General features: G+C 63.5%; 25 protein-coding genes. 18 read left to right on the top strand and 7 right to left on the bottom strand.

Annotation, left to right across the window (positions count from 1 at the left end; genetic code table 11):
• Positions 1-290 precede the first annotated feature (290 nt).
• The gene (locus OVA12_RS21325) at positions 291-893 is read right to left on the bottom strand and encodes a superoxide dismutase (RefSeq protein WP_106751928.1); all 603 of its coding nucleotides are present in this window, start codon (positions 891-893) and stop codon (positions 291-293) included.
• Between the two features lie 317 nt (positions 894-1,210).
• Here OVA12_RS21325 and OVA12_RS21320 point away from each other — a divergent pair, with 317 nt between their 5' ends.
• Positions 1,211-1,939, top strand: a complete 729-nt coding sequence (locus OVA12_RS21320) for a thermonuclease family protein (protein ID WP_268140654.1) — start codon at positions 1,211-1,213, stop codon at positions 1,937-1,939.
• Positions 1,940-2,080: 141 nt separating this feature from the next.
• Positions 2,081-3,253, top strand: coding sequence for a YbfB/YjiJ family MFS transporter (locus tag OVA12_RS21315; RefSeq protein WP_268140653.1), 1,173 nt, complete (start codon positions 2,081-2,083; stop codon positions 3,251-3,253).
• A 14-nt stretch (positions 3,254-3,267) separates the two neighbouring features.
• Here the strand turns inward: OVA12_RS21315 and OVA12_RS21310 are convergent, their stop codons facing one another.
• Positions 3,268-4,125: a branched-chain amino acid aminotransferase gene (locus OVA12_RS21310; RefSeq protein WP_268140652.1), complete on the bottom strand. Its 858-nt coding sequence runs from the start codon at positions 4,123-4,125 to the stop codon at positions 3,268-3,270.
• Positions 4,126-4,310: 185 nt separating this feature from the next.
• Here OVA12_RS21310 and OVA12_RS21305 point away from each other — a divergent pair, with 185 nt between their 5' ends.
• Positions 4,311-4,739 (top strand): VOC family protein, encoded by a 429-nt coding sequence (locus OVA12_RS21305; protein WP_268140651.1) that lies wholly within the window; start codon positions 4,311-4,313, stop codon positions 4,737-4,739.
• Between the two features lie 195 nt (positions 4,740-4,934).
• Positions 4,935-5,597: a haloacid dehalogenase type II gene (locus tag OVA12_RS21300; RefSeq protein ID WP_268140650.1), complete on the top strand. Its 663-nt coding sequence runs from the start codon at positions 4,935-4,937 to the stop codon at positions 5,595-5,597.
• 222 nt (positions 5,598-5,819) lie between these two features.
• Here OVA12_RS21300 and OVA12_RS21295 read toward each other — a convergent pair whose 3' ends face one another.
• Positions 5,820-6,524, bottom strand: coding sequence for an outer membrane protein (locus OVA12_RS21295; RefSeq protein ID WP_268140649.1), 705 nt, complete (start codon positions 6,522-6,524; stop codon positions 5,820-5,822).
• 175 nt (positions 6,525-6,699) lie between these two features.
• Here OVA12_RS21295 and OVA12_RS21290 point away from each other — a divergent pair, with 175 nt between their 5' ends.
• From OVA12_RS21290 to OVA12_RS21275, 4 genes are all read left to right on the top strand, one after another.
• A complete protein-coding gene (locus OVA12_RS21290; RefSeq protein WP_268140648.1) occupies positions 6,700-7,302 on the top strand; it encodes a DUF2975 domain-containing protein in 603 nt (200 codons plus the stop codon).
• Between the two features lie 10 nt (positions 7,303-7,312).
• A complete protein-coding gene (locus tag OVA12_RS21285; RefSeq protein ID WP_268140647.1) occupies positions 7,313-7,531 on the top strand; it encodes a helix-turn-helix domain-containing protein in 219 nt (72 codons plus the stop codon).
• Positions 7,532-7,674: 143 nt separating this feature from the next.
• Positions 7,675-8,010 (top strand): hypothetical protein, encoded by a 336-nt coding sequence (locus OVA12_RS21280; RefSeq protein WP_268140646.1) that lies wholly within the window; start codon positions 7,675-7,677, stop codon positions 8,008-8,010.
• A 177-nt stretch (positions 8,011-8,187) separates the two neighbouring features.
• Positions 8,188-9,888, top strand: coding sequence for a GGDEF domain-containing protein (locus OVA12_RS21275; RefSeq protein WP_268140645.1), 1,701 nt, complete (start codon positions 8,188-8,190; stop codon positions 9,886-9,888).
• Positions 9,889-9,955: 67 nt separating this feature from the next.
• On the opposite strand, the gene katG is transcribed toward OVA12_RS21275, so the two are convergent.
• Positions 9,956-12,133 carry a catalase/peroxidase HPI gene (gene katG / locus OVA12_RS21270; RefSeq protein WP_268140644.1) on the bottom strand — a complete coding sequence of 726 codons (2,178 nt, stop codon included), beginning with the start codon at positions 12,131-12,133 and terminating at the stop codon, positions 9,956-9,958.
• Positions 12,134-12,302: 169 nt separating this feature from the next.
• Positions 12,303-13,163 carry a DMT family transporter gene (locus tag OVA12_RS21265; protein ID WP_268140643.1) on the bottom strand — a complete coding sequence of 287 codons (861 nt, stop codon included), beginning with the start codon at positions 13,161-13,163 and terminating at the stop codon, positions 12,303-12,305.
• Between the two features lie 330 nt (positions 13,164-13,493).
• Here OVA12_RS21265 and OVA12_RS21260 point away from each other — a divergent pair, with 330 nt between their 5' ends.
• The 10 genes from OVA12_RS21260 to OVA12_RS21215 all read left to right on the top strand — a co-directional run bounded on the left by OVA12_RS21260 (position 13,494) and on the right by OVA12_RS21215 (position 21,579).
• Positions 13,494-14,909: an aminotransferase-like domain-containing protein gene (locus tag OVA12_RS21260; protein ID WP_268140642.1), complete on the top strand. Its 1,416-nt coding sequence runs from the start codon at positions 13,494-13,496 to the stop codon at positions 14,907-14,909.
• A gap of 280 nt (positions 14,910-15,189) precedes the next feature.
• Positions 15,190-16,056 (top strand): DUF4261 domain-containing protein, encoded by an 867-nt coding sequence (locus OVA12_RS21255; RefSeq protein ID WP_268140641.1) that lies wholly within the window; start codon positions 15,190-15,192, stop codon positions 16,054-16,056.
• Positions 16,056-16,802: an imm11 family protein gene (locus tag OVA12_RS21250; RefSeq protein WP_268140640.1), complete on the top strand. Its 747-nt coding sequence runs from the start codon at positions 16,056-16,058 to the stop codon at positions 16,800-16,802. The genes OVA12_RS21255 and OVA12_RS21250 overlap by 1 nt, the downstream gene beginning before the upstream one ends.
• Before the next feature lie 111 nt (positions 16,803-16,913).
• Positions 16,914-17,657 (top strand): imm11 family protein, encoded by a 744-nt coding sequence (locus tag OVA12_RS21245; RefSeq protein WP_268140639.1) that lies wholly within the window; start codon positions 16,914-16,916, stop codon positions 17,655-17,657.
• Positions 17,658-17,945: 288 nt separating this feature from the next.
• Positions 17,946-18,440, top strand: a complete 495-nt coding sequence (locus tag OVA12_RS21240) for a DUF4274 domain-containing protein (RefSeq protein ID WP_268140638.1) — start codon at positions 17,946-17,948, stop codon at positions 18,438-18,440.
• Positions 18,441-18,697: 257 nt separating this feature from the next.
• On the top strand, positions 18,698-19,381 hold the full coding sequence (locus OVA12_RS21235; RefSeq protein ID WP_268140637.1) for a DUF2239 family protein: 684 nt from the start codon (positions 18,698-18,700) through the stop codon (positions 19,379-19,381).
• Positions 19,362-19,817 (top strand): DUF1330 domain-containing protein, encoded by a 456-nt coding sequence (locus OVA12_RS21230; RefSeq protein ID WP_268140636.1) that lies wholly within the window; start codon positions 19,362-19,364, stop codon positions 19,815-19,817. The genes OVA12_RS21235 and OVA12_RS21230 overlap by 20 nt, the downstream gene beginning before the upstream one ends.
• 122 nt (positions 19,818-19,939) lie before the next feature.
• A complete protein-coding gene (locus OVA12_RS21225; protein WP_268140635.1) occupies positions 19,940-20,533 on the top strand; it encodes a GNAT family N-acetyltransferase in 594 nt (197 codons plus the stop codon).
• A gap of 487 nt (positions 20,534-21,020) precedes the next feature.
• A complete protein-coding gene (locus OVA12_RS21220; protein ID WP_268140634.1) occupies positions 21,021-21,296 on the top strand; it encodes a type II toxin-antitoxin system ParD family antitoxin in 276 nt (91 codons plus the stop codon).
• Entirely contained in the window at positions 21,289-21,579 is a 291-nt protein-coding gene (locus OVA12_RS21215) for a type II toxin-antitoxin system RelE/ParE family toxin (RefSeq protein WP_268140633.1), read from the top strand. Before OVA12_RS21220 ends, OVA12_RS21215 begins: the two co-directional genes overlap by 8 nt.
• A 360-nt stretch (positions 21,580-21,939) precedes the next feature.
• On the opposite strand, the gene scpA is transcribed toward OVA12_RS21215, so the two are convergent.
• Both scpA and OVA12_RS21205 read right to left on the bottom strand, forming a co-directional pair.
• A complete protein-coding gene (scpA, locus tag OVA12_RS21210; protein ID WP_268140632.1) occupies positions 21,940-24,102 on the bottom strand; it encodes a methylmalonyl-CoA mutase in 2,163 nt (720 codons plus the stop codon).
• A complete protein-coding gene (locus tag OVA12_RS21205; protein ID WP_268140631.1) occupies positions 24,099-26,081 on the bottom strand; it encodes a methylmalonyl-CoA mutase family protein in 1,983 nt (660 codons plus the stop codon). Before OVA12_RS21205 ends, scpA begins: the two co-directional genes overlap by 4 nt.
• Positions 26,082-26,206 lie beyond the last annotated feature (125 nt).

Here is a 26,206-nt window from a genome sequence, read left to right as displayed (position 1 = left end):
GCTTCCCCTTTACCCTAGCACCTCGGACAACAAACAACCCCGGGCGGAGCGAAGCGCAGACCCGGGGCCTACTCGCTCCCAGAGCGGCAAACAAGGTCCCAGCTTGGAAATTCGCTGATCCAGCTACGGCGCAACGCAATGCCCTCATCACCCCTCTGGAAACGAGTAGACCCCGGATCTCGCGTTGCTCGTCCGGGGTGACAGGCAACGGAATGCGTGGCTGCCGTAACGAGAAAAAGAAAAGCCCGGCGTCTCCGCCGGGCCTTCCAAAATCAAACGTCCAGAACCGCTTACTTGGCCGCGGCTTCGTACATTTCCAGCACATAGTCCCAGTTGACCAGGCTGTCGACGAAGGCTTCCAGGTACTTCGGGCGAGCGTTGCGGTAGTCGATGTAGTAGGAGTGCTCCCACACGTCGACGCCGAGGATCGGGGCGGCGCCATGGACCAGCGGGCTTTCGCCGTTCGGGGTCTTCATGATGACCAGCTTGCCGTCCTTGACCGCAACCCAGGCCCAGCCGGAGCCGAACTGGGTGGTGCCGGCGGCGATGAAGTCGGCGCGGAACTTGTCATAGCCGCCGAGGTCGCTGTCGATGGCCTTGGCCAGCGCGCCCGGGATCGACTTGCCGCCGCCATTCGGCTTCATCCACTTCCAGAAGTGGATGTGGTTGTAGTGCTGGCCGGCGTTGTTGAAGAGGCCGGCGTTCTTGCCGAAGCTCTCCTTGACGATCTCTTCCAGCGTCTTGCCTTCCAGGCCGCTGTCCTTCAGCAGGTTGTTGCCGTTGGTGACATAGGCGAGGTGATGCTTGTCGTGGTGATACTCAAGCGTCTCCTTGGACATGTACGGGCCAAGGGCGTCATAGGCGTAGGGCAGCTCGGGAAGTTCAAACGACATCGCAGTTCTCCTTCAGAATGGATCATCAGAAGACGACAGGCCGATCGGGTCTGCGCCTCCTGGGGGGAGAGCACAGCGGGGATCCGTAGATTTACGCCCCGCGTCGCTGCGCAAGATAGGCGTCTTGCCATCGCCGGGCAATGCCATCAGCGCAATAAAAAAATATTTTTCTTCGTTTATTATCTTCCCGCCCCCCTCGCACAGACAGCCTCACAAAATGGCGGCCCGCGCGTCTGCCCATGTAACTGTCCACATGAAACGGCGAGGTGAGGCAAGGCCGGGCTTTTCTGGCGGCAGATCGCTGGCACCCTCAATCCATGAACATGATTTCCAAGGTGATTCGAGGCGCGGCCCATCATTGGCCTGCGCGCGCGCTGCTGTTTGCCGGCCCGGTTTTCCTGGCGCTTGCATGCTTTGCGCTGCCCGCAGCGCAGGCCAGGCAGTCCAGCTCCGATATGTCTGGCGCCAGGGTCATTGATGGCGACACGATCGAACTGGCAGGCGAAAAACTGCGCCTGGAAGGCATTGACGCGCCCGAGCTGGCGCAAACCTGCGCCCTGCCCTCCGGTCGCTCCTATCCGTGTGGCAAGGAGGCCGCCCGGGCGCTCACCCGTCTTCTTGCCGCCGGTCCGGTCACCTGCATTGGCGAGACCCGCGATGACTATGGCCGGCTGCTGGCCACCTGCCATGCGGCCGGGGTCAATGTGAATGCCGAGATGGTGCTCTCGGGCCACGCCTTCGCCTTCCGCCGCTATTCGCAGAGCTACATCGCCCAGGAAACAGAGGCACGCCGGCACAAGGCCGGGCTTTTCGCCGGCGCGGCCGAAGCACCCTGGGATTTCCGCGCCCGCAAATGGGCAGCTGCCGACAAGGATGCGCCTCCCGGGGATTGCCGCATAAAGGGCAACATCAGCAAGTCCGGGCGCATCTACCACATGCCCTGGTCCCCCGCCTATTCCCGCACCCGCATCGATGCCCGCCAGGGCGAACGCTGGTTCTGCACCGAAGCGGAAGCCCTGTCCGCCGGTTGGCGTGCCGCCAGGTGAAGGCCGGCGATACGATGCGACCGGCGCTGATCCGGTTACTTGACTGAAACCGCAGAATTCCTGCTCAGCCCTTTTCCCGGCTTGGCAGGCGCGCGCAGGGCGCTAGGGTGCGATCATCCGTCCCCAGCGAAAAGCCCGCCCGTGTCCAGCCCCCTGCCGCCAGCACATGCCCCCGTTGCCACGGCCCTTGGCGGGCTTCTTGCCCTTGCAGGGGCCATGGGCATCGGGCGCTTTGTCTACACGCCGATCCTGCCCTTCATGACCGAAGGTGTCCCCTTGTCTCCGGCCGAAGGCGGGTTGATCGCATCGGCGAATTTCCTCGGCTATCTGATCGGAGCCTTGCTGGCCGCGCTGCCGGGTCTGCCAGGTCAGCAGCGGACCTGGCTTCTCGCGGCGCTTGCCGTCAGCGGGGTCACCGGCATGGGCATGGCGGGCTCCGGCGGCATCGCTGCCTTTGCGGTTCTGCGGTTCGTCAGCGGCCTGGCCAGCGCCTTTGTCTTCGTCTTTGCGACCGCCCTGGTGCTCGACCGGCTCGCGCGCGCGGGCCGGCCGTCCCTGTCGGCGCTGCATTTTTCCGGCGTCGGGCTTGGCATCTCGCTGTCGGCCCTGCTGATCGCGGGCCTTTCCGCCGCCGGATCGGACTGGCGCGGCCTCTGGCTCTTCAGCGGCGGCGTGACACTCGCCTTGCTGGCGGCCGTCGGCCTGCTTCGGCGCGGAGCCGGCGCGGTGCCAAGCCGTCCGGCCAGCGCCCCGGATGCACCACCGATGCCGGCGGCCGTTATCCGGCTGATCCTTGCCTATGGCCTGTTCGGCCTTGGCTACGTGGTCACCGCCACGTTTGTCTCGGTGATTGCCCGCAGCAATCCTGCGCTCGCCTCGGCTGAAACGCTCGTCTGGCTCGCCGTTGGCCTGTCGGCGGCGCCCTCAATCCTGATCTGGAACCGCATCGCGGCCCGCATTTCGGCCGCCCGCGCCTTTGCCCTGGCAGCTGCACTTGAGGCTGCCGGCGTGGTGCTGTCGGTGACTACCGGCTCGCCCCTTGGCATTCTCCTGGCGGCCGCACTGCTCGGCGGCACCTTCATGGGCATCACCGCGCTCGGCCTGATCGAGGCCAGGCGGCAGGCGGCCGGAGACCCGCGCCGCCTGCTCGCCGCGATGACGGCGAGCTTCGGCCTCGGCCAGATGCTGGGACCGAGCCTTGCAGGCTATGCCGCCGATGCAACGGGCAGCTTCCTGCTGCCATCGCTGGCGGCCGCCACCTGCCTTGTCCTCTCCGGCGCCTTGATGCTCTGGCCGGCGGACAAGGCGGGCTGAGCCGCGCTTGCCCCTCAGGCGTGCGCGAAGGTCCAGTACAGTTCACGCGCCCGGGCCGCCACCGGACCCGGCGCGATCTGCCGTGTCTCGATGCGGTTCACCGGCACCACCTTGGAGTAGTTGCCGGTGGAGAAGATCTCGTCAGCGGTCAGGAACTCGCCGTAGCCGATGGTCCGCTCCACCACCTGGTGCCCGGCGTCGCGCAGCAACTTGATGACGCGCTGGCGGGTGATGCCATTCAGGAACGTGCCGTTCGGCACCGGCGTATGAACAACGCCGTCCTTGACCATGAACACATTGGCGCTGGTCAGCTCGGCCACATTGCCCAGCATGTCCAGAACCACGGCGTTGTCGAAGCCGCGCGACTTGGCCTCGACCATGGCGCGGGCGTTGTTCGGGTAAAGGCAGCCAGCCTTGGCGTTGACCGGCATGGTTTCCATCGTCGGCCGGCGGAATGGCGACAGGGTGATGGAAAATGCGCTGCCGGCCGGAGCCATCGGCGCCTCGAACAGGCACAGGCAGAAGCGGGTCGATTCCGGATCGGCGGCGATCACGCCCGGGCCATCGCCCTCGGCCCAGTACATCGGCTTGATGTAGACGGCGCTGCCCGGCTTGAACTTGGCAGCGCCTTCCTTCGACAGCTCGACCATTTCGCCCACCTGCATGGTCGGCTTCAGGCCCAGAGCAAGCGCCGAATCATTGACGCGCTGGCAATGCAGGTCGAGATCGGGAAACACACCCTCAAAGAAGCGCGCGCCGTCAAAGACGGTGGACCCCAGCCAGCTGGCGTGGCTGCGCGGGCCCATCAGCGGCGGATTGCCCTCGATCCAGCGGCCATCGACATAGTTCCAGGTTTCGCTAAAGGCGCTCACGGCGTTTCTCCCGGTCAGATTGTTTGCCGCAGACCAAACCGCCTTCACGCGCCAAGGTCAACCTTTTGCCGGCTCCTTGGCAAAAAACGCGAAATTCGTGCGCCGCCAGGTATTTGTTCTATTTTTGTTCGGACCATCCGGCTACAATCGGGAACATTTTCAACACCAGTCTCGAAGGTCCTGCGATGCAGCAACGCCTGTCCCTGATCACCCTCGCCGTCGAGGACCTCGCCGTCAGCCGCCGCTTCTTTGAGGAAGGCCTTGGCTGGACCGCCTCCAGCGAAAGCCAGGAGGGCATCGCCTTCTACCAGTTGCCCGGCCTTGCACTTGCCCTCTATCCGCGCACGGCCCTTTCCCGCGACATCGGAGCGGAAATCCCGGCCGGTGCCCACTCCGGCGTCACCCTCGCCTGGAACGGGGCCAGCGAGGCCGAAGTCGATGACGCTTATGCCCGGGCCTTGGCGGCTGGGGCCACACCGGTCGTTCCGCCGGAAAAGGTCTTCTGGGGCGGCTACTCGTCCTATGTCCGCACGCCCGACGGCCACCTCCTCGAACTTGCCTTCAACCCGTTCTGGACCCTCGCGGCGGACGGCAGCCTCAAACTTCCGGGCTAGACTGACACCCGCAAACGCGTCAGGCGTGGGGTCCGGCTTACGTGCAGCGCGTAATTTTATTGCGTTGAACGCCTGCGCTTTCCGCATAAAATTGTTTGTGCAATGCACAATCCGCTTGACGTCACGGTCTGTGGGTAGTCATCTATTGCCGCCTAAACTTTCGGCAGACTGCCTCTTTCCTGACGGAGCCCCATGATGGCCCACTCGGCCTATGTCTTTGATGCGTATGGCACCTTGTTCGATGTTCATGCCGCTGTGCGCAAACATGCCGAGAAACTCGGACCACAGGCGCAGCAGTTTTCCTTTGTCTGGCGCCAGAAGCAGCTGGAGTATTCCTGGGTCCGCGCGTTGATGCAGCGTTATGCGGATTTCTGGCAGCTGACCGAACAGGCGCTCGACACCGCCTTCGCCCTGTTTCCCGACGCTGACAGGGGCCTGCGCGCCGATCTTCTCAACGCCTACTGGGCGCTGGACTGCTACCCGGAAGTACCAGAGGTGCTCACCACCCTGAAACAGTCCGGCGCAAGGCTCGCCATCCTGTCCAACGGCACGCCGTCGATGCTGGAAGCTGCGGCCAAGGCGGCCGGGATCACTGAGCTGCTCGATGAGATCTTCTCCGTCGACATCTTGCGCACCTACAAGACCGATCCGCGCGTCTACGAGATGGTGACCAACCACTTCCGTGTCTATCCGGAGGCGATCTCGTTCCAGTCGTCAAACCGCTGGGACGTAGCCGGTGCCAAGGCCTATGGCTTCCGCACCGTCTGGATGAACCGGACGGGATTGCCGGACGAGTACCCGGATCTTGCCCCCGCAGCCGTCCTCTCAGACCTCAACGGCCTGCCGCTGCTGGGCTAGGCCAGGTCTGGCCGGGCGCTGCAATTTACCTCGGCCTCACCACGGTCATCCCGGCCCAAAAGCTGAACCCCGTGTCTTTCGACACGAGGTTCGCTGGACGTTAGACTGTCCTGCCCCCGCTCCCGAGCACGGGGCATGTCAGGTGGAACAGGGACAGGACAGGGTGGGCCGTCACGGCACTGACGGCCCTGCGGGGTGTGGCCACTGACCTTTCGGGGTGGGTCAGAAGGCGTAGGCCACGCCCAACATCAGGCGATGATTGGCGGAGTAGTCCTTCACCGACTTGGTGCCGAACTTGTGCTTGTCCGCCGCGATCGCGGTGAGAGTGTAGTCCGCGCGGGCGCGCAGATTGTCAGTCAGGGCCACTTCAAGACCCGCGCCGACCGATGTGCCCAGATGCATGCTCTTCTTGGCCTTGAAGCCCTGCACCTGGTAGCTGTGCTGGGTCGCAGCCAGACCAATCGACAGATACGGCATGAAGTTGTCGATCGGCAGACCGATGCGGCCCTTGAGGCCCAGGCTGTACGGCGAGGACGACTTCACCTGGCCAAGGCCGCTCACCTGGGCCTTGGACTGGCTGCCGAGATAGTGGGCCGAGCCTTCCACACCGAGGATCACGTTGGAGACCTGCCAGTTGTAACCGGCAAAGGCGCCGAAGGCCGCGTCGACGCGGGATTGGGTCTTCTTGGTCGAGCCGAATTCCGTGCGGGTTGCCGAGCCGGAAGCACCCGCTTCAACACCGAAATAGGCCCCTTCGAACGGGTTCCGCTTGCGCGGCGCGTCGATGACGCTGGAGCTGTCGTAATCCGGCAGCGGCTGGGCGAGGTCTGCCGCCTGGGCGCTGCTGCCCCAGACGCCAAGGAGCAGCACCAGCGAGGAGGCGACGATGCCGGCGATCTTCGCCTGGGTACGGATATGGGAATGCATGGGAGGAGGGTCTCCGTGGATCTCGTGAATTTCGCTCGCATCAATTTCTTACTGCGAAACGATAATTCAAGAAAGCCCAATTTGCATTTTTTTGTCAAGCGCGATATTTCTGACTTGATCAATCGCCGCTTGACCGGTAGTGACGAGGCTGGAAAAGACTGTCAGAAAGCCAATCATGATATCCGCACACTCTGCAGCGTCCCCCGAGACGAACGACGAACGCACCCGCCGGCTGAAACGCATCAGCACGATGGCCGTGTGGCTCAAGTGGCTTTTGACCGGCATGGCGGCGATCTGTGTCGCGTGCGGGCTTCTGGTGATCTTCGTGCTGATCCTGCCGAGTTTCGTGCAGCTCGAAGCCGAGGACACGATCGACATCGGCGAGGTTTCCAGAGGACTGATGACCATCGGACTGGGGCAACGCATGCTGATTGCGTTGTTTCTGACTGCCTGTATCTGGGCTGTCGTGATGCTGCTCTGGAAACTAAGGCAAATCTTCGCGCAGTTTGGCCGTCTGGATTTCTTTTCCAGCCGCACGCTCTCCTTCATTGTCGAGACCGGCTGGTGGCTCCTGGCGCTCGGGTTGCTTGACTTTGTTGCAGACCCGATCGGCACCTTCATCCTGACCTATGATCTGCCGGAAGGTCAGAGAACGATCACCTTTGCGGTCGAGGCCGGGCAGATCCTGTTCCTGGTCTTCGGACCCCTCACCTTGTTGTTTGGCTGGGTTATGCGGGAGGCCGCTCTTGCCTATGAAGAAAACCAGCAGTTCGTATGAAGGAGCTGACATGCCCATCATCATCGAGCTGGATGTGATGCTCGCGCGCCGCAAGATGCGGTCGAAGGAGCTTGCCGAGAAGATCGGCATTACCGAGCAGAACGTGTCCCTGCTCAAGTCCGGCAAGGTCAAGGGCGTCCGCTTCGAGACCCTTGAAAAGATCTGCGAAGTGCTCGACTGCCAGCCAGGCGACATCCTGATCTATCGCCACGAGGACAGCCCGACCTGAGCGACTGACCCGGACGATCCGTCATTGGAAACCAGTCCGGCGGCCAGACCGCGCAAGCCCCGCACAAGCTTCGCACCTTAATCGGGGCCCTTCGTGCCGGCGGACTTTCCCTCGTTCCGGCGTCTTCATGCCGGGACCCAATCATGTCGCTGCGACCCGCTTCTGCGCCGTTTCGCGCCAACCAGCTTCGTCCGGCCAACCGTTCGCGCATGCGCGGGGGCCGGCTGACCGATCTCGACTGCAAGCCGCTGGCGGATTGCACGATCTACGATCTGATGGACGGCGGGGTCGGGCTGCTCGTCGATCCCCAGGTGGTCTTGCCAACGCGCCTTCTGTTGCACGATGATCTGGAACATACGGTTGCGGAGTGCCGCATCCAGTGGCGGCAGGACCGGCAGCTGGCCATCGCCCTCGAAGCGATGCCAATCAGTGCCAGCCTATTTGAAGTCGAGGCGCGCGCCTTGCGCCAAAGCGACTGACCGCCCTGCACGCGTCGCATTTTGTCAATATTTTTTCCATACGAAACATACGCTTATTCACTCTCAGTCAAGTGCCTGCGTCAGATCTCCCCATCCGCAATCGCATTGGTTAATTATTCTTCAGAAACGTAATAGTGCCGCTTCACCTTCGTCTCACCCAGCGGCAGAATACGCTACATGAAATATGACATACCCACGCAGCCAGCGACGAGCGGACTAAGGGGCTACCTGTGGATCATCGCCCTCCTTGCGATCGGCTGCACGATCCTGTTCGCCGGTCTTTCGGCGCGTTCGTCCTACATGGAACTTCAAGACGCAAAGACCCGGGCAGATGCCATCGCTGACTTCGCGCGGTATCTGGAGGCCGGCACCTTGATCTCGGCCGAGCGCGGACCGGCCAATTCCTACATGGCGGCACCGGACGGCGTTCGCACCGAGTATCGCGAGGCTTGGGAGCAGGCAACAAGGGCAACCGACGCCGCATTGGCGGATCTCGTCGCGCATGTGCCCGAAGATCTGATGAAGTCAGTCATATCCCGGCTCAAGGGGGCCCGGCACCTGGTGGAAAGGGCCGGCGAACGCCCGCGGCTTGAGCGGCGCTATGGCGATATCCAGGCCGCAATCGATGCCATGTTTACCGCCCACAGCGATTATGAGTCCGTCCTGCGCTGGCGCATGTCTGGCGCCCTGCAACAGGATCCCGCGCTTGTCGACGCCTTGTTCAAGGGGATTACTCTGGCGGATCTGCGCGAGCAGGCTGGCCGGCTTGGTTCTTTCGTCATCCCGCCACTCGTGACCGGTGAACCCATTCGCAGCCGCTATATTCTGGAAAGCCAGCAGGTCCGGGGCCGTCTCCTGGCAACCTGGATGCTCCTCGAGCCGCTGGCCGCCTCGCTGACGCCAGGCTCGGAGCTGGAACAGCTGCTCGAGGCGACGCGACAGGACTTTTTCGTCAAGGGCCTGATGCTCCGCGACCAGCAGCTTGGGCTCGATGCAACGGAAACCCGGCCGCGGCTCGATGCAATCACCTTTACCCGTCAGTATGTCGCGCTGATGCGCCCGCTCGAGCAATTGCGGACGGCGCTGATGGAAGACATCCGACTCACCCAGTTGCGCAGGGAAAACGCAGCCTGGACAGGGCTTGTTCAGTCGCTGATCCTGATGCTGACCATCGTCGGGCTGGTGGTCGCGCTAGTGCTCGCCATGCAGTACTACATTTTCAGCCCCTTGCTGGATGCGTCCCGCGCCATCGTTGCCCTTGCGTTTGACCAGACCCCGCCGGCCACCCGTCCGCGCCGTCACGTTGCCGAGATCCGGCTTGTCCACTCGGCACTCGCAATCGTCGCCGAGAAGCTGACCGAGCGCCGCCGTCTGACCGAGGAACTGCACACGCTGGCGACGACCGACGGGCTGACTGGCCTCCTCAATCGCCGCACCGTCGACGATATCGGCCATCGTCTTGCGCTTGGTGCCCGCAGCATGGATGTGCCACATCTGATTCTGGCCGACCTCGACCACTTCAAGGCGATCAATGACTGTTTCGGTCATCCGGTTGGCGATCAGGTTCTTCGCGAAGTGGCTGCCGTCCTGCGGCGCAGCCTGCGCGCCGGCGACCATGTCGCGCGCTATGGTGGCGAGGAGTTTGCGATCCTGCTGGAAGGTCAGACCATGGCCGAAACCGCGCGGGTAGCGCGCAAGCTGCGCAAGGCGGTGAAGTCTCTTGAAATCGAGACGCCGCAAGGCTCAGTCATCCGGTTGACCGCCAGCTTCGGCATCGCGGGTGGTTCCCTGCTTCCCTGGGAAGACATCGTCCGCCGCGCTGACCTTGCCCTTTACGCTGCCAAGGAAGCCGGCCGCGACCGCATCCGGATCGGCTGACACCAAACAAAAACGCCGCGCCCTTTCGGGCGCGGCGTTCCTTGTCACGATTTGACCCTTAAGCCACTCAGGCGGCGAGGTCGAAGCGGTCGGCGTTCATCACCTTGACCCAGGCCGCAACGAAGTCCTTCACGAACTTCTCCTGCGCATCATCCTGGGCATAGACTTCCGCATAGGCGCGCAGGATCGAGTTCGATCCGAACACCAGGTCGACGCGGGTGGCCGTCCACTTCACTGCGCCGCTCTTGCGGTCGCGGATCTCGTAGAGGTTCTTTCCGGTCGGGTTCCAGGTGTTGGCCATGTCCGTCAGGTTGACGAAGAAGTCCGTCGTCAGCTGACCTTCGCGGGCCGTGAACACGCCATGCTTTGCACCCGCGTAGTTGGTGCCGAGCACGCGCAGGCCACCCAGCAGCACGGTCATTTCCGCAGCCGTCAGGCCCATCAGCTGGGCACGGTCGAGCAGCAGTTCTTCCGGGCTGACCACGTAGTCCTTCTTCACCCAGTTGCGGAAGCCGTCATGGATCGGTTCCAGCACCTTGAAGGAGTCTGCGTCGGTCATGGCGTCGGTCGCGTCACCACGGCCATCGGCAAACGGCACCTCGACAGCGAAGCCGGCAGCCTTGGCAGCCTTCTCGATGCCGACGTTGCCGGCCAGAACGATCACATCCGCAACGCTCGCGCCGAATTCAGCCGCCAGCGGTTCCAGGATGGCCAGAACCTTGGCCAGACGTGCCGGCTCGTTGCCTTCCCAGTCCTTCTGCGGTGCCAGACGGATGCGGGCACCATTCGCGCCGCCGCGCATGTCGGACCCGCGGTAGGTGCGGGCACTGTCCCAGGCGGTGGCGACCAGGTCAGCCACCGACAGGCCGGACGCGGCGATCTTCGCCTTCAGCGCGCCGATGTCGTAGTTCTTCGGGCCGGCCGGGATCGGATCCTGCCAGATCAGGTCTTCCTTCGGGGCGTCCGGACCGATGTAACGCACGCGCGGACCCATGTCGCGGTGGGTCAGCTTGAACCAGGCGCGGGCGAAGGTGTCCTTGAAGTACTCCGGATCGGCCATGAACTTTTCGCAGATGGCGCGATAGGTCGGGTCCATCTTCATGGCCATGTCCGCGTCCGTCATCATCGGCATGCGGCGGACGGTCGGGTCGGTGGCATCAACCGGCATGTCTTCCGGCTTGATGTTCACCGGCTGCCACTGCTGCGCACCGGCCGGGCTCTTGGTCAGCTCCCACTCGTAGCCAAACAGCAGCTCGAAATAGCCCATGTCGAACACGGTCGGGTTGGCGGTCCAGGCACCTTCAATACCTGAGGTGATGGCATCGCTGGCCCGGCCATGCTGGTTCGGGTTCGACCAGCCAAGGCCCTGGTTCTCGACGCCGGCAGCTTCCGGCTCGACGCCGAGGGCACCGGCATCACCATTGCCATGCGCCTTGCCGACGGTGTGGCCGCCAGCGGTCAGGGCTGCGGTTTCCTCGTCGTTCATCGCCATGCGGGCGAAGGTCTCGCGCACCTGGGCTGCGGTCTTCAGCGGATCCGGCTTGCCGTTGACGCCTTCCGGGTTGACATAGATGAGGCCCATCTGCACGGCGGCCAGCGGGTTCTCCATCGTCTCCGGACGCATCACGTCCTCGTAGCGCAGGTCGGACGGCGCAAGCCACTTCTTCTCCGCGCCCCAGTAGACGTCCTTCTCCGGATGCCAGATGTCCTCGCGGCCAAAGGCGAAGCCGAAGGTCTTGAGGCCCATGTCCTCATAGGCAACGGTGCCGGAGAGCACGATCAGGTCGGCCCAGGACAGCTTGTTGCCATACTTCTTCTTCAGCGGCCACAGCAGGCGGCGGGCCTTGTCGAGGCTGGCGTTGTCCGGCCAGGAATTGAGCGGGGCAAAGCGGATGTTGCCCGTGCCGCCACCGCCACGGCCGTCGGCCAGACGGTAGGAGCCGGCCGAGTGCCAGGCGAGACGGATCATCAGGCCGCCGTAATGGCCCCAGTCAGCCGGCCACCAGTCCTGGCTGTCCTTGAGCAGTGCCTTGAGATCTGCCTTCAGCGCGGCGAAATCGAGCGTCTTGACGGCTTCGCGATAGTCGAAGTCCTTGCCCAGCGGATTGGTCTTGCTGTCATGCTGGTGCAGGATGTCGAGGTTGAGGGCATTCGGCCACCACTCCACATTCGACGAACCCGAGGTCGTCTGACCTCCATGCATGACGGGGCATTTGCCGGACTTGCCGGTGTCGATCGCGTCCATTGTCCTCTCCGATCATCTGTGACCTTGCGCGCAGTCCCGAGGGTGTCGTCCCCTCTCGGTCCCAGCTGGATGCTGCACCCGAACCACGCCGCTGAGATGACACTAGCCCGTTCTGCCGATCACCTTAAGTCGGAAGTTCTACTAGTCTTGATAAGAAAATCTGATTGATTCACGCAAACCGCCGCGCGCCCGCCACGCACAGCACCACGACCAGCGTTGCCGCCGCCATCGCCGGGCTCACCGCTTCGCCGAGCAGCAGTCCCGCCAGCAGCAGTCCAAGGAAGGGCTGGATCAGCTGCAGCTGACCAACCGCCGCCGTCCCGCCGATGGCCAGCCCCCGGTACCAGAAGATGAAGCCGATGAGCATGCTGAACAGCGATACATAGGCCAGGCCCATCCAGGCCGGAGCGCTCACGTCGCCAAACGTCTTGGGAAAGCTCAGCGCGCCCGTCACCGCCATCACCGGCAGCGCCAGGATCAGCGCCCAGCTGATCACCTGCCAGCCGCCCAGCCGCCGCGACAGCTTCGCCCCTTCCGCGTAGCCAAGGCCGCAGACGATCACCGCTGCCAGCATCAGGAGATCACCCTCGATTGCCCCGCCGCCACTCTGCGTCAGGGCAAAGCCTGCGACCGCCAGGCTGCCGAGACCGGAAAACAGCCAGAACAGCGGCTTCGGCCGCTCCCCGCCGCGCAGCACCGCAAACAGCGCCGTCGCCAGGGGCAGCAGACCGATGAACACGATCGAGTGCGCCGAGGTGATCGAGCGCAGCGCCACGGCGGTCAGGAGCGGAAACCCCACCACCACCCCGCCCGCGACGAGGGCCAGCGGCACCAGATCCGCCCGCTGCGGCCGCTTCTGCCGCAGGAGGACCAGCAGCAGTGCCCCGACGAGGGCAGCAATCACCGCCCGCGCCGATGTCAGGAACACCGGCTCGAACCCCTGCACCGCCACCCGCGTCGCCGGCAGCGACCCGCTGAAGATCACCACCCCAACAAGCCCGCTGCCCCAGCCTTCCAGTCCCATGCGCATGTCTGTGTCCTGTCTTGTCGCAACTGTTTCAAGCCTTTGGAAGAACTCCTAACTCCAAGGCACGGCGCCTGCCGCCCCCCTCCCCCTTGAGGGGAGGGGCTGGGGGTGGGGGTACCCCCTCTGCAACCTATCAACCCAAACCCACCGGAAGCGGCCCCAGCTCCCTGAACCCCAAGGCAACCCGGCACGCCCGCTCCGCAACCAACCATCCCCCAAGAGAACACCCCTCCCCCTTCCTCGACCAGACACAGACTGATACAATCCCGTCAAACTGTACCAGCATCAGAGACCATACACTTGGCACCCGTCCCGAGCCGCACCGAGACCGTGATGGCCACCATCCGCGCGCGCATTGCTGCCCGCAGCCTTGGCCCGGGCGAGCGGCTGCCGTCGATCCGCCGGCTGGCCGAGACCCTCGCCGTCTCGCCAGGCACCGTGGTGGAGGCCTATGACCGGCTCGCCGCCGAAGGGCTGATCCGCGCCCGGCGCGGCTCCGGCTTCTTCGTCGCCGGGCAGGCCCTGCCGCCCTTGCAGCTCGCCGACCCCGCTCCCGCAGCACGGGCGGTCGATCCGTTCTGGGTGTCGCGGCTGGCGCTGGAGGCAGATGACAGCGTGCCCAAGCCTGGCTGCGGCTGGCTGCCGCCCGACTGGATGCCGGAGGCCGCGCTCCGCCGGGGCCTGCGCCAGCTTGCCCGGGCCGAAACCGGCGTGCTCACGGACTATGGCGGCAGCCGGGGCTCGGCGCGGCTGCGCCGCCTGCTGCTCGCCCGCCTCGCCGAGGAAGGACTGGAGGTCGGCCCCGGCCACCTCGCGCTCACCGGATCGGGCACCGAGGCGCTGGATCTCGTCTGCCGGCTGCAGCTGTCGCCCGGCGACACGGTGCTGGTCGACGATCCCTGCTACTTCAACTTTCAGGCGCTGCTGAAGGCGCATCAGGTGCGGCTTGTCAGCGTGCCCTACACAGGCACCGGCCCGGATCCCGCTGCCTTCGAGGCGGTGCTCGCCGCCGAGAAGCCCCGGCTCTATCTCACAAATTCCGCCCTGCACAATCCGACCGGCGCCACCCTGTCTCCTGCGGTGGCGCACCGCATCCTCGTCGCCGCCGGGGCGGCCGGCATGACGATCGTCGAGGACGACATCTTCGCCGATCTGGAGCCGGAGCCCTCCGTCCGCCTCGCCGCCCTCGATGGCCTCAAGCGTGTGATCCGCATCGGCAGCTTTTCCAAGACCCTGTCCGCCTCGGTGCGCTGCGGCTACATCGTCGCCCCGCCGGACTGGATCGAGGCGCTGACCGACCTGCAGATCGCCACCCGCTTCGGCGGCCCCAGCCCCCTTGCCGCCGAGCTGATTGCCGAGGTCCTGACCGGCGGCACCTATCGCAAGCATGTGGAGGACCTGCGCCGTCGTCTCGAGCGCAGCCGCCGCGACGCCGCCCACGCCCTCGCCCGCCTCGGCTTCACCCCCGCCCTGATGCCGCGCGGCGGCTTCTACCTCTGGTGCCGCCTGCCAGAAGGCCTTTCGGAGGGCTTTCCAGAACGCCAATCAGATGGCCAATCACAAGACCACCCCAGGGCCCCGTCCGCCACTGCGCTCGCCGAACGCGCGCGGGCAAGCCCCACGCCCCTCGTCCTTGCCCCCGGCAACGTCTTCAGCCCCACCCGCACCGCCGACGCCTACATGCGCTTCAACACCCCGCACACAATGATGCCGGGCGTGCTGGAGCGGCTGGCCGCGGTAATGGCGTAGGTCTGGTCATCGTTAGGAGACAATTCACCACGCTGCCAGTCTGAGCGGCGTCAAGCTTATTCTGAGTTGAAGACCCTCTGCGCTACATCTAATAAAAATTGCCAGATTTACCGAGGGTACGCCAACCATGCCGGAAAAGTTCAGCAGCGTCGTCCTGTTGCGTTCACCTGCCCGTTTCACATCCGGGCAGTTTCTTGACAGGCTTCGACATCTGACTGCGTCCGTCGGGATATCTGCGGAAATCGACAAGGAAAGCCAGAGCGGCCGCTCGATCATCGTCATGGTCGCCGGCGTGCCGATTGCCGTGGCACCACAGAACGACCTTGTGCCAGCCGAAGCCCTGGAAAGCGCGCTGAAAAAATCAATGGCCTGGCCGGAAGCACGGCAGGCCTATGCCGCCCATCGCGCCTCAGCCGCGGTCATTTGCCTGATCGAACCGGACGGCCCCGAACAGGCGCTGCATATGGCCATGGCCACCAGTTTCGTCGCCGCTGCCGTCCTGCTGGAAGCCGACAGTTTCGGTTTGATGTGGGGCACGGGCGACATCATGGTGTCGAAGGCTGGCTGGCTTGATGCGGTGCAATCGATCACACGCCGGTCGCTGCCAGTTGCTGACTGGGTCAGCCTGCTCTGGGTCAAAGGCGCCGACGACGGCATCGGTCTGGTCACCTGCGGCGCCAGCGCCTTCCTGGGGCGCGAGATCGAGATGCTGCCCTCGGCGCTTTCGCCGGTGGAGATTGCAGGCAAGGTCTTCAATTTCCTGCACTATATGTTGATGCACAATCCGGTGATCAACGAGAATGATACGATCGGCGAAAGCGCCGACGAACGGATCCGCGTCAACTATCGCCCCCGCGGCACTGCTGTGAACCAGCCTGTCATGCAGTTGACCGTGGAGCGCGACACCCCCGTGCCGGCGGCCTCTCCGGCCGCAGCCCCGGCTACAACCCAAGCCCAAGCGGCAACCCAAAACGCAGCTCAGGCCACGCCGCAGCCCAGCACAGATGCTTCCACGCCGCCCCCGGCGCAAGTGAACCGTATCCGGACCGGCCCGACCCCGCCCGAACCGATGACACCGTTCCCCGTCCGCAGCGGTCTCTCCACCCCGCCACCCCGTCCCACATTTGGCAAACGCGGGAGGTCGTGATGGTCCATTCCCTCATGCTGAAGTTCTCGGACTATTCGGTTCCAGATTTCGAATTCGACATGTCCTATGACGAACGGCGGGCAAACGGGGCCAGGTATTCTTCGGTCGGAACATCCGCATATGGCTGGGGCGGTGGCATATGGAGAGATCCGGACCTCATGCCCAAGAGTGGCTATCAGACCAAGCGCGGCCGGGTGCCGGATGTATTCCCGATGCCAGCGAGCAATGCGGTGAGCCAGCGGTTCAAGGACCTGGTGGAAGAGTTCGAACCTGGCGTGCACCAGTTCTTTCCGCTGGCGCTGCGCGACAAGAATGGCGTTCCTCTCCCTGATCCCTATTACATCTTCAACTGTCGCACCAGACTCGATGCTGTTCTTGTTGCCGAAAGCGGCCTCTCCTGGAGATCTGAAAAGATACCAGAGGGACGGCCTGTGAGTTCGATGTCTTTCGGTTCTCAACTGGTGTTCAGCCGTCCGGCCATCGCAGGGCATCATCTCTGGTTTGGCGATTATCTCTGGCAGCACGGCAAGATCTACGTCTCCGACGCGTTCTACACAGAACTGAAGGCGCGCAAGATCCGGTTTTTCGAGATCAAACAATACCCGGAGCTGGATATCCCCTGGATTGCCGAGGAACAGATCAAGCCGATGCTCGACTGGGAGGCCAGTCACGAGCCCAAGGCCTGGTATTCGAACACCCGTTCGAAGATCGAGGTCCATGAATACAGAGCGCGGCTCGGATTGTGACGTGAAGAAACGTTGACGCCGGTTCTATTCGTTCGATTGCAAGATGAGGGTTTTGGGCATGACTGATTTGATCAAAATGAAGCCCGCCTTTGGCAAACGCGGGAGGTCGTGATGGTCTATTCCCTGAAGACTATGATCTCGGACTATTCGTCTCCTGGGTTCGAATTCGACCAAACAGTCGAAGAAATGCGGCAGATCTTCCTTGAGCTGGGGCACATGGGTTTGATCACATTTGGACTGAGCAGCGGCTACTGGAAGCACCCAAGGGCTGTACCGGCCTCGGGTTATCAGATCGGCCGCAGACCGGCGCCGGATGTGTTTCCCATGCCAGGCTGCAATGCGGTCAGCCAGCGGTTCAAGGATCTGGTGGAAGAGTTCGAGCCGGGAATGCACCAGTTCTTTCCGCTGGAGCTGCGAGACAGGCGTGGCGAGCCCTTGGCCCAGCCCTATTACGTCTTCAATTGCCTCGTCTCACTCGACGCGGTGCTGATGGCCGAGAGCGGCCTGACTTGGCAGTTCGTTAGCCCTCCCGGGAGGCCGTCTCCGTCGATAGACACGAGCTCAAAGCTGGTCTTCAGCAAGCCGGCAATCGCTGGCCGCCATCTCTGGTGTTTGCACTACCTTCGAGCGGGTAGCCGTCTTTTCGTGTCCGACGCGTTCTACACAGAATTGAAGGCGCGCAAGATCCGGTTTTTCCAAATCGCGCAGCATTCAGAGCTGGATATCCCGTGGATAGCCGAGGAGCAGATCCAGCCCATGCTCGACTGGGAGGCCAGCCACGAGCCGAAGGATTGGTACTACACATCGCAGGTCCGGCATCAGGTTCTCGAGTATCGCGGACGTCTGGGATTATAGCTCGAAACATGCGCGGCTCTTCAGTCCCGGATCATCACCCCGACCGCCGGCTGCCTCTCTCGCCGTCGTCCGGGCGGCGGCGGAGTTGCAGGGACCACCTGTGCGTGTTGCGTGACCATCGCCGGACCAGTGCCAGACCCCGGCCGCCAGTCCAGCCATTGCTGCGCCATCCCGGCCTCAAACCGGGATCCGTTTCCTTGTCAGCAGTTTCGCCGCATGGCGGTTTTTCTTCCGGATAACTTGGGGTCACGCGACACGGCCCGTTATCGAACAGCAAAGGATATCAAGATGGAAAAGACATATCCCGGCATCGTCGAGTGGCTGGCGGATCAGCGGCCGGAAGTCTGGCATGCAATTGCAAGCCAATGGAACTGGGACGACTATATCGAGCCGCTGGAGTGGATTGCTGCCCAGCCGGAAAGTTACACGGCAACTGTTGCGGTTATCTTTTGGGTCTCGACCTATGGCTGTGATGTTTGGTTGCATCTGGGGGAAGACCTAGATGCGTTGAACGATTCAGATCCGTATGTTCAAGCAATGTTCGAGCTGATTGGCCGCAACGCGTATAATTCAGTCTATAAATCCGGAGTAATTTCCTTCCGAAACGCGGACTATATACATATAGAGAGAGCGATCGAAAGTGCTTTCAACGAAGGAAAGATTGACTGGAAGCTATCGCCCCACCTTATCTTTTCTGAAGGCGAGCCGTTTTCTGATGCCATGTTGACAGACAAAGAAAGGGAAGAAGTCGAGTTTGCCCTGAACGGCGGCTTCCCGGATTGAAGCGTTCTTGATCCCCGGCCCACCCTCTCCCCGTCATCCCCGCCTCGTGCAGCGATGACGATGCTGCAAGATAGATGCCGGTGGCCGCGCCCGGTTGTGGTGAGGCGGCAGGTTGTTCCCAATCCGTGCTTGATCGCGAGGCAAAACGCACGCGCCGGTTCGGGTCCATCGAAGGCAAGTGCGTAAAATTACCCGGGTATAATTGACTCGTTATTTTATCCGGGTATTAATAGGGCGATCGATTGAACGAGCACCCTATGTCCGATCCCTCCCTCAAGATCTGCACGGCATTTGTCGGGCACCGATTGCTATGCACGGCCTCCTTGCCTGAAGTCGCCGTGGCTGTCCGGCAATCCACTGGCGTGGCTGACGCGGTTCTCGTGTTCGACGACGCAACGGGTCGCGTCATCGATCTCGACTTGCGCGGCAGTGAGGCCGAGATCCTTGATCGGATGTCCCGGCACCCTGCGATTGACGAGGGCGGAGATCACTCCAAAGCCGATGTGGTGTCAGATCCACGGGGATCGGGCGAAGCACAAAGCCCGAAGACGCGAGGCCGGCCAAAGCTGGGCGTTGTCGCCCGCGAGGTGACCTTGCTGCCCCGGCAGTGGGAATGGCTGACAAGCCAGCCCGGCGGAGCGTCTGCAACGCTTCGACGCCTCGTGGAGGAAGCGCGCAAGACGACGAGCCCGCGCCAGCGGAGGCGAGCAGCCCAAGAGGCCGCGTATCAGTTCATGCAGGCAATCGCCGGCGATTTGCCCGGCTATGAAGAGGCAACCCGAGCCCTCTTTGCGGACGACCGACCCTCATTGGAACACCGGATCGCGGCGTGGCCCGAAGACATCCGCACCTATGCGCTGCGTCTCGCATTTGGTGCGCACGACAACCAGAGCGCTGATCCCGCCATTCAACGGAACACCGATGACCAGCACCACGACTGATGCCTATCTGGAACCGACACATGAGGCCGGCCGCAGCTTCGTTCAGCGCGATCTGAGCGGCCCGCTCGTCATGCTGAACTTGCTGCGTTTCAGGGATGTGGCCGACTATTCCGGCCACCCGGACCTTGCCCCGTCATCGCCGATCAGCGGTGCCGCGGCGTTTGATCGCTATATCGAGCACACCTTGCCCTTCTTGCGGGAGACTGGCGGCGACATCCTGTTTCTTGGCCGAGGTGGCCCCTTCTTGATCGGCCCCGCCACGGAACATTGGGATCTGGCGATGCTGGTAAGGCAGGCCAATGTCGCGTCCTTTCTCTCCTTCGCCAGACACGAGGGGTATCTCGCGGGAATTGGTCACCGGACGGCAGCACTTGAGGACTCGCGGCTTCTGCCAATGAGCGAGATGGCGCTGCCCGTTGCAGGAGCGACGTCATGATCATCGCAGATGGTCAATGGCATCGAACGCGCCTCGGACAACACCAAGGCGGATGCAGACCCGATTGACTGTCGAGGCGTCACGGCCTGGCTGGGTATGCGTGAGCAGAAAAGGAATTCAGAATGGAAATCCGAGCAGCACCGACTTTTTCTGGCGAGGCGACAAGGTCAGGCCGTCTGATACTGCGCCCACGTTCTCCGTCGGACGCCGATGCCCTGTTCTCGACGATGTCCAATCCGGACATGATGCGATGGTGGTCGCGCGCGCCCTTTGACTGTGTCGAGGATCTGCGCAAGTACTTCGCCCACGACGATCAATCGAACTGGCGTTCTTGGACGATTGTACTGGCAGATGAGCTGGCAGATGAAAAGCCTGCGCTTGGCTTTGTGGCTGCAGGCAAGAAACGCGACGGCGTAGTCGAGATTGGCTATCTGCTTGCACGCGAAGCACAAGGGCAAGGGTATGCGCGTGAAGCTGTCACCCTGCTGATCGACCAATTGTTCGCCGAGGGACATCGGCGCATTTTTGCAGATACCGATCCGGACAATCAGCCATCGATTGCGCTGCTGACGGCGCTCGGTTTCACGCTGGAGGCACACCTGCGGGCCGAATGGCAGACGCATATCGGCATTCGGGATTCTCTGATCTACGGGTTGCTGGCAGAGGAATGGTCCTCCCGGACTGCGGCGCGCTCAGCGCCTTCTGGTCCACGCTAAAGCCGCCAGGCTAGGCGCTTGCCCTCCTGGCGCCGCCCGGCCCTCCCTGCAACGCGCCACTCACCTCACCCAGCCCCGCCGCACCAAGCGCCGCCGCACCCTCTCCCCGTCATCCCCGCCTTGTGCGGGGATCCACTAACCGCCTGACTTTGTTGAGTGATATCAAGCGGCGCCAGGTCACCGCACGCGGGCGCAATCAACTGCTATGGAACCGAGCAGGCCCCGGGTCTGCGCTACGTTTCTCCCGAGGTTAAATGGAGTGAAGTCGTAGCGCTTCGGCAGGAGTTTGACACCGGCCAACCAGCTTCACCCTCTGGAGACTGGCCCAGCCCGTCCCCAGCGCCGCCGTCAACCTTGTACCCAGAAACCGGCACAGCCCTTGCCAGGCAGAAGTCCGGCAATGCCCGGCGATGATGCCATCGCCTTTGTCGTCGACCCTGCCTAACAATATTTGTTAGATCTTGTGAGCCGTGGTAATGTTGAGGCCATGAAAACCAGCACCATGCGCACTCTGACCGTTTCCCTCACACCGCATCAGGCGGCGATGATGCAGGCTGCCGTCGAAAATGGCGGTTATGCCTCCAACAGCGAGATCGTCCGCGACGCTCTGCGCCTTTGGGAACAGCGCGAGGAAATGCGTCTGCTTGAACTCGCTCGTCTCAAGCAAGCTTACGACGAAGGTATGGCCAGTGGTGCGGGACGTGAGCTGGACGGTATGACACTGCTGGGAGAACTGAAGGCGGAAGCCCGCGAACGTGGCTAGGGCCGTCTTCAGTCCGCGTGCGGAGGCTGACCTCCGGGATATCTGGCGGGCCATTGCCACGGACAACGAGCCTGCGGCGGACGCTCTGCTGCTTCGTATCCTCAATCGGGCCGAACTGGCCGCAACGCATCCGCATATGGGGGCGGCCCGTCCGGAGTTGAGCGCAACGGCCCGTATCCTGATCGAGGGGCGCTACATTGTGATCTATGAACCCAAAGACTTCGGCGTGTTCGTGGTGGCAATTGTCTACGGCGCCCGCGACGCGGACACCTGGCTTGCCTGAAACAAGGCCTGAGAAAGACACCACGCGATTACTGCGCGCCCAATGCCTGCCACCCGGCCCTCCCTGCCGTGCGCCACTCGCCTCCCCAGGCACAACCTCACCAAGCGCCACCCAATCAAGCGCCGCCCCCTCGCCCGTCATCCCCGCCTCGTGCGGGGATCCACTACCCACCTGACTTTGTTGAGCAATATCCGCCACCGTCCCGGCCTTGAGCCGGGACCTGTTCCTGTGTCAGCCGTTTCGCCAGATGCCGCAGCACCGCGCCAACCAACGGCCTGTCCACGAGTACCGGATCCCCGCACAAGGCGCGGATGACCGCCGTGCGGGCTACCAGCCCACTCGCTCCCGGAACAGTCGCCCTCAAGCCGCTTCGCTGCCCTCATAGCCCAGCTTGGCGTTCAGCTTGGCGATCAGGTCGATGGCGGCTTCGGCGATGACGGTGCCGGGGGGGAAGATGGCGGTGGCGCCAGCAGCATAGAGGGCGTCATAGTCCTGCGGCGGGACGACGCCGCCGACGACGATCATGATGTCCTCACGCCCTTCAGCGGCGAGCGCCGCCTTCAGCGCCGGCACCAGGGTCAGGTGACCGGCGGCGAGCGAGGAGACACCGACCACGTGGACGTCGTTTTCCACCGCCTGGCGCGCGGCCTCCTCCGGGGTTGCGAACAGCGGGCCGATGTCGACGTCGAAGCCGAGGTCAGCGAAGGCCGAGGCGATCACCTTCTGGCCGCGGTCATGGCCGTCCTGGCCCATCTTGGCGACCAGGATGCGCGGTCGGCGGCCGTCATTTTCCTCAAAGCGTTCAACGAGTTGCTGCACGCGTGCGACCTTGTCCGACATGGCGCCGGCCTCCCGCTTGTAGACGCCCGAGATCGAGCGGATCTCGGCCTTGTGGCGGCCGAAGACCTGTTCCATGGCGAGGCTGATCTCGCCCACCGTCGCCTTGGCCCGCGCCGCCTTGATCGACAGGTCGAGGAGGTTGCCGGCACCCTCGCGGGCGGCCTCGGTGAGGGCAGCAAGGGCGGCCTCGGTCACCGCCGGGTCCCGCTCGGCCTTGAGGCGCTGCAGTTTCTCGATCTGGCGGGCGCGCACTTCGGCATTGTCGACCTTGAGGACCTCGATCGGCTCCTCGCTGACCGGCTTGAACTTGTTGACGCCGACCACTGTCTGCGCGCCGCTGTCGATCCGCGCCTGGGTCTTGGCGGCGGCCTCCTCGATGCGCAGCTTCGGGATGCCCTTCTCGATGGCCTTGGCCATGCCGCCGAGGCTTTCCACCTCGGCAATATGGGCGAGCGCCTTCTGGGCCAGGTCATTGGTCAGCTTCTCGACATAGAACGAGCCGCCCCAGGGATCGATCACGGAGCAGGTGCCACTCTCCTGCTGCAGGAACAGCTGGGTGTTGCGGGCGATGCGGGCGGAGAAGTCGGTCGGCAGGGCGAGCGCCTCGTCGAGCGCGTTGGTGTGCAGTGACTGAGTGTGCCCCTGGGTTGCAGCCATCGCCTCGACGGAAGTGCGGATGACGTTGTTGTAGACGTCCTGCGCGGTCAGCGACCAGCCGGAGGTCTGTGAATGGGTGCGCAGGGACAGGGACTTGTCGCTCTTTGGCGCGAAATTCTCCGCCATCAGCTTCGACCAAATCAGGCGCGCCGCACGCAGCTTGGCGACCTCCATGAAGAAGTTCATGCCTATGGCCCAGAAGAAGGACAGGCGCGGCGCGAACTGGTCGATGTCCATGCCGGCGGCCACACCCGCGCGGGCATATTCGATGCCGTCGGCGATGGTGTAGGCCAGCTCCAGATCCGCCGTCGCCCCGGCTTCCTGCATGTGATAGCCGGAGATCGAGATGGAGTTGAACTTCGGCATGTTCTGCGAGGTATAGGCAAAAATGTCCGAAATGATCCGCATCGAGGGGGCGGGTGGATAGATATAGGTGTTGCGGACCATGAACTCCTTCAGGATATCGTTCTGGATCGTTCCTGACAGGAGGTTCTGGGCAACACCCTGTTCTTCGGCCGCCACAATATAGAGCGCTAGAACCGGCAGGACGGCGCCGTTCATGGTCATGGATACGCTCATCTGGTCCAGCGGGATGCCGGAGAACAGCGTGCGCATGTCGAAAATACTGTCGATGGCAACGCCCGCCATGCCGACGTCACCGGCCACGCGCGGGTGGTCGCTGTCATAGCCGCGGTGGGTGGCAAGGTCGAAGGCGACCGAAAGCCCCTTCTGCCCGGCCGCCAGATTGCGGCGGTAGAAGGCGTTGGAATCCTCTGCGGTCGAGAAGCCGGCATACTGGCGGATGGTCCAGGGCTGCTGCACATACATCGTCGGATAGGGCCCGCGCAGGAACGGCGGCAGGCCGGGATAACTGTCCGCATGGCTCAGCCCGGCAATCGCATCCGGGCCGATAACCGGTGCAACATCAATGCCTTCCGGCGTGGTCCAGGTGCTGGCGGCGGCCGGGTCAGCCGGACGGGAGACGGCCGGCAGCGGCAGGCGGGAATAGTCCGGAATGCGGCTCATGACAGGCTCTCCCCGGCTTCAGGAGCGGCAAGGCCAAGGCCGAGCCTTGCGTGAATGTCTTTTAAAAGATCGAGGACATCGCAGCCTTCATACAGGAAGGTCGTGACGCCGGCCGCGCGCAGGCTCGCCTCCAACTCGCCCGGTTTTCCGGCCAGCAGCAGGGTCTCTGCCCCGGCGTCCTTGAGCAGGCTCGCCGCCTCGACTGCGCTCTCGGCATAGATCCGGTCGGAGGAGACGAGGCAGGCAATGCGGGCGCCGCTCGTCCGGAAGGCGGTCACAAGCGCCTGAATATCCTCGACTTCGTCGCCGCCAGGCGTGCGCAGGCCGCCAGCCTCGAAGACGTTCTTGGTCCAGGTCGCACGCGCGGTGAACTGCGCCAGTGGCCCGAGCGCTGCAAGGAACACCGAAGCCTTCGAGGGATCGGCCACAGCAGCAGCCTCGCGCAGCTTTTCGTAAGGCTCTGCAATACGATAGACAGGAAGCGTGGCAATCCGCAGCGGCTCGACCGGCGGGCGCGACGCGGTGATATCGATGAGGCTGGCCCCCTTCTTCAGGGCCTCGGTCACCGCTCCCAGCAGCTCGCCCTGCCCTGGCACCGGGAGGTCGATATGCCGGAACGCCGGGAACACGTCATCGGCTTCGACGGCCAGAACGCGCACCGGGGCTTCGGTGATGTTGGGGAAGGTGCTGACGCCGGTGATCGGCATGCGGCGGGTGGCGATGCGCTTGTCCCGCGCCGCCCGTGCCTCGCTGATCGCCCGCTGCGGCAGACCGGATTTCAGCGCTGCGATCAGGCCGCCTTCGGCCTCGACCGTCTGGAACAGGCTCCAGGCTGCGGCTGCCAGCTCCTCAGTACGCGCTTCGATAGCACCGGACCCGGCACCTGGATCGGCGACGCGGTGCAGATTGCTTTCCTCGATCAGGATCGTCTGGGTGTTGCGCGCCACCCTGCGGGCAAAAGCATCAGGAAGACCAAGAGCTTGCGTGAAGGGCAACACGGTCACGCTGTCGGCTCCGCCAACACCGGCCGCAAAGGCGGCCACGCTGGCGCGCAGCATGTTCACGTAAGGATCTACCCGGCTCATCATGCGCCAGGACGTCTCCATATGCAGGCGGGCCGGCACATCCGGCAAGCCTGCGGCCTGCAGCACCGCAGCCCAAAGCCGGCGGGCCGCTCGGGCCTTGGCGATGGTTCCGAACTGGTCGGCATCAGCCACCAGCGTCAGGCCGATGAGACCAGGCAGATCGGCATGGTCGATCCCGGCCGCCTCCAGATCGCGCAAATAGGTGACGACCGTCGCCATTGTGAGGGCCAGTTCCTGCGCCTGCGTGGCGCCCCGGTGATGCCAGAGGCGTCCGTCTGCATTCAGGATCGAGGCCGTCAGCCCGCGGTTGCGGCAGAAGCCGACAAGGTCGAGCATCCGGCGCTGCAGCATGTCGATGCCGCTGCGCAGGACACCGGTGTGAACCAGTTTGCCGATGTAGTCGCTGTTGGACACGATCCGCAGTTTTGCCGGATCATAACCACGCCGTTCCGCGTGAGCGACCAGCAGGGCAAGTGCCGAGGATGTCTCGTATCCGCCATCAAGCCGGATCTCGATGAGGTCCAGCATGACCCCATCGAACAGCCGGTCAAAGGCTGCGACATCCTGGCCGGCAACGCCGAATCCATGCGCGTGCGACGAGGAGGCGAGGACGAGGTCGAGACCGTCGGCGCCCCCCTCCAGATCGGCCAGCAGCAGTTCGTTGGCAACGGCAACATCAGGATGATCAACGCGCTGGATCACGCGCCAGGGCTCCCCGGCGCGGCGCGCAGACTGCGGCAAGACATCGGATCGCCTTGCGTAGAGCGGCTCTACGGCAACGCCATCCTCGGTGCGCGAGGTCAACCGGTCACGGGGCGCGCCCTTGAGTGCCTTGTCCACCGCCTCATGCCAGCGGTTTTCATCCGCGGCGCCGTCGAACTGAGTTTCTGCCACTGTCGTCCGCTCCTTGCATCACCGCTTTATTCCACCCCCGCCATAACCGTGCAAGTTAGGCAAAAGGGGGGAGCATTGCGCGTTACGACATTACAGCAACCAGCCCCGTACCCACTGGTATTGTC

Source organism: Pannonibacter sp. SL95, assembly GCF_026672425.1.
Lineage (GTDB): Bacteria > Pseudomonadota > Alphaproteobacteria > Rhizobiales > Stappiaceae > Pannonibacter.
This window is presented reverse-complemented; position numbering and strand designations above follow the sequence as displayed.